General features: G+C 42.2%; 1 protein-coding gene. It reads right to left on the bottom strand.

From position 1 onward, the window contains the following. Nucleotides 1-256 (bottom strand): S-adenosylmethionine:tRNA ribosyltransferase-isomerase (locus tag SB775_RS31380; protein ID WP_410865187.1); only part of this gene is annotated, 256 nt, incomplete at both ends.

Raw genomic sequence — 256 nt, 5'->3', positions numbered from 1 at the left:
CCATCAATTGCTTTAAATTCATATCCTGGGTACATAAAAATATCTGTCCAGCCAGAAGCGGCGCAAAGCTTACCACTATGATCTGTCGCAATCGTTTCTAACGTACGAGTTGATGTCGTACCTACAGTAATAATACGGCCGCCATCCTCTTTCACGCGGTTTAATAACGCAGCTGTCTCTTCAGACATATGGTAATACTCTGCGTGCATATGATGCTCTTCAATAGTATCTGCAGAAACTGGTCTAAATGTTCCAA

Source organism: Peribacillus sp. SIMBA_075, assembly GCF_046534585.1.
This window is presented reverse-complemented; position numbering and strand designations above follow the sequence as displayed.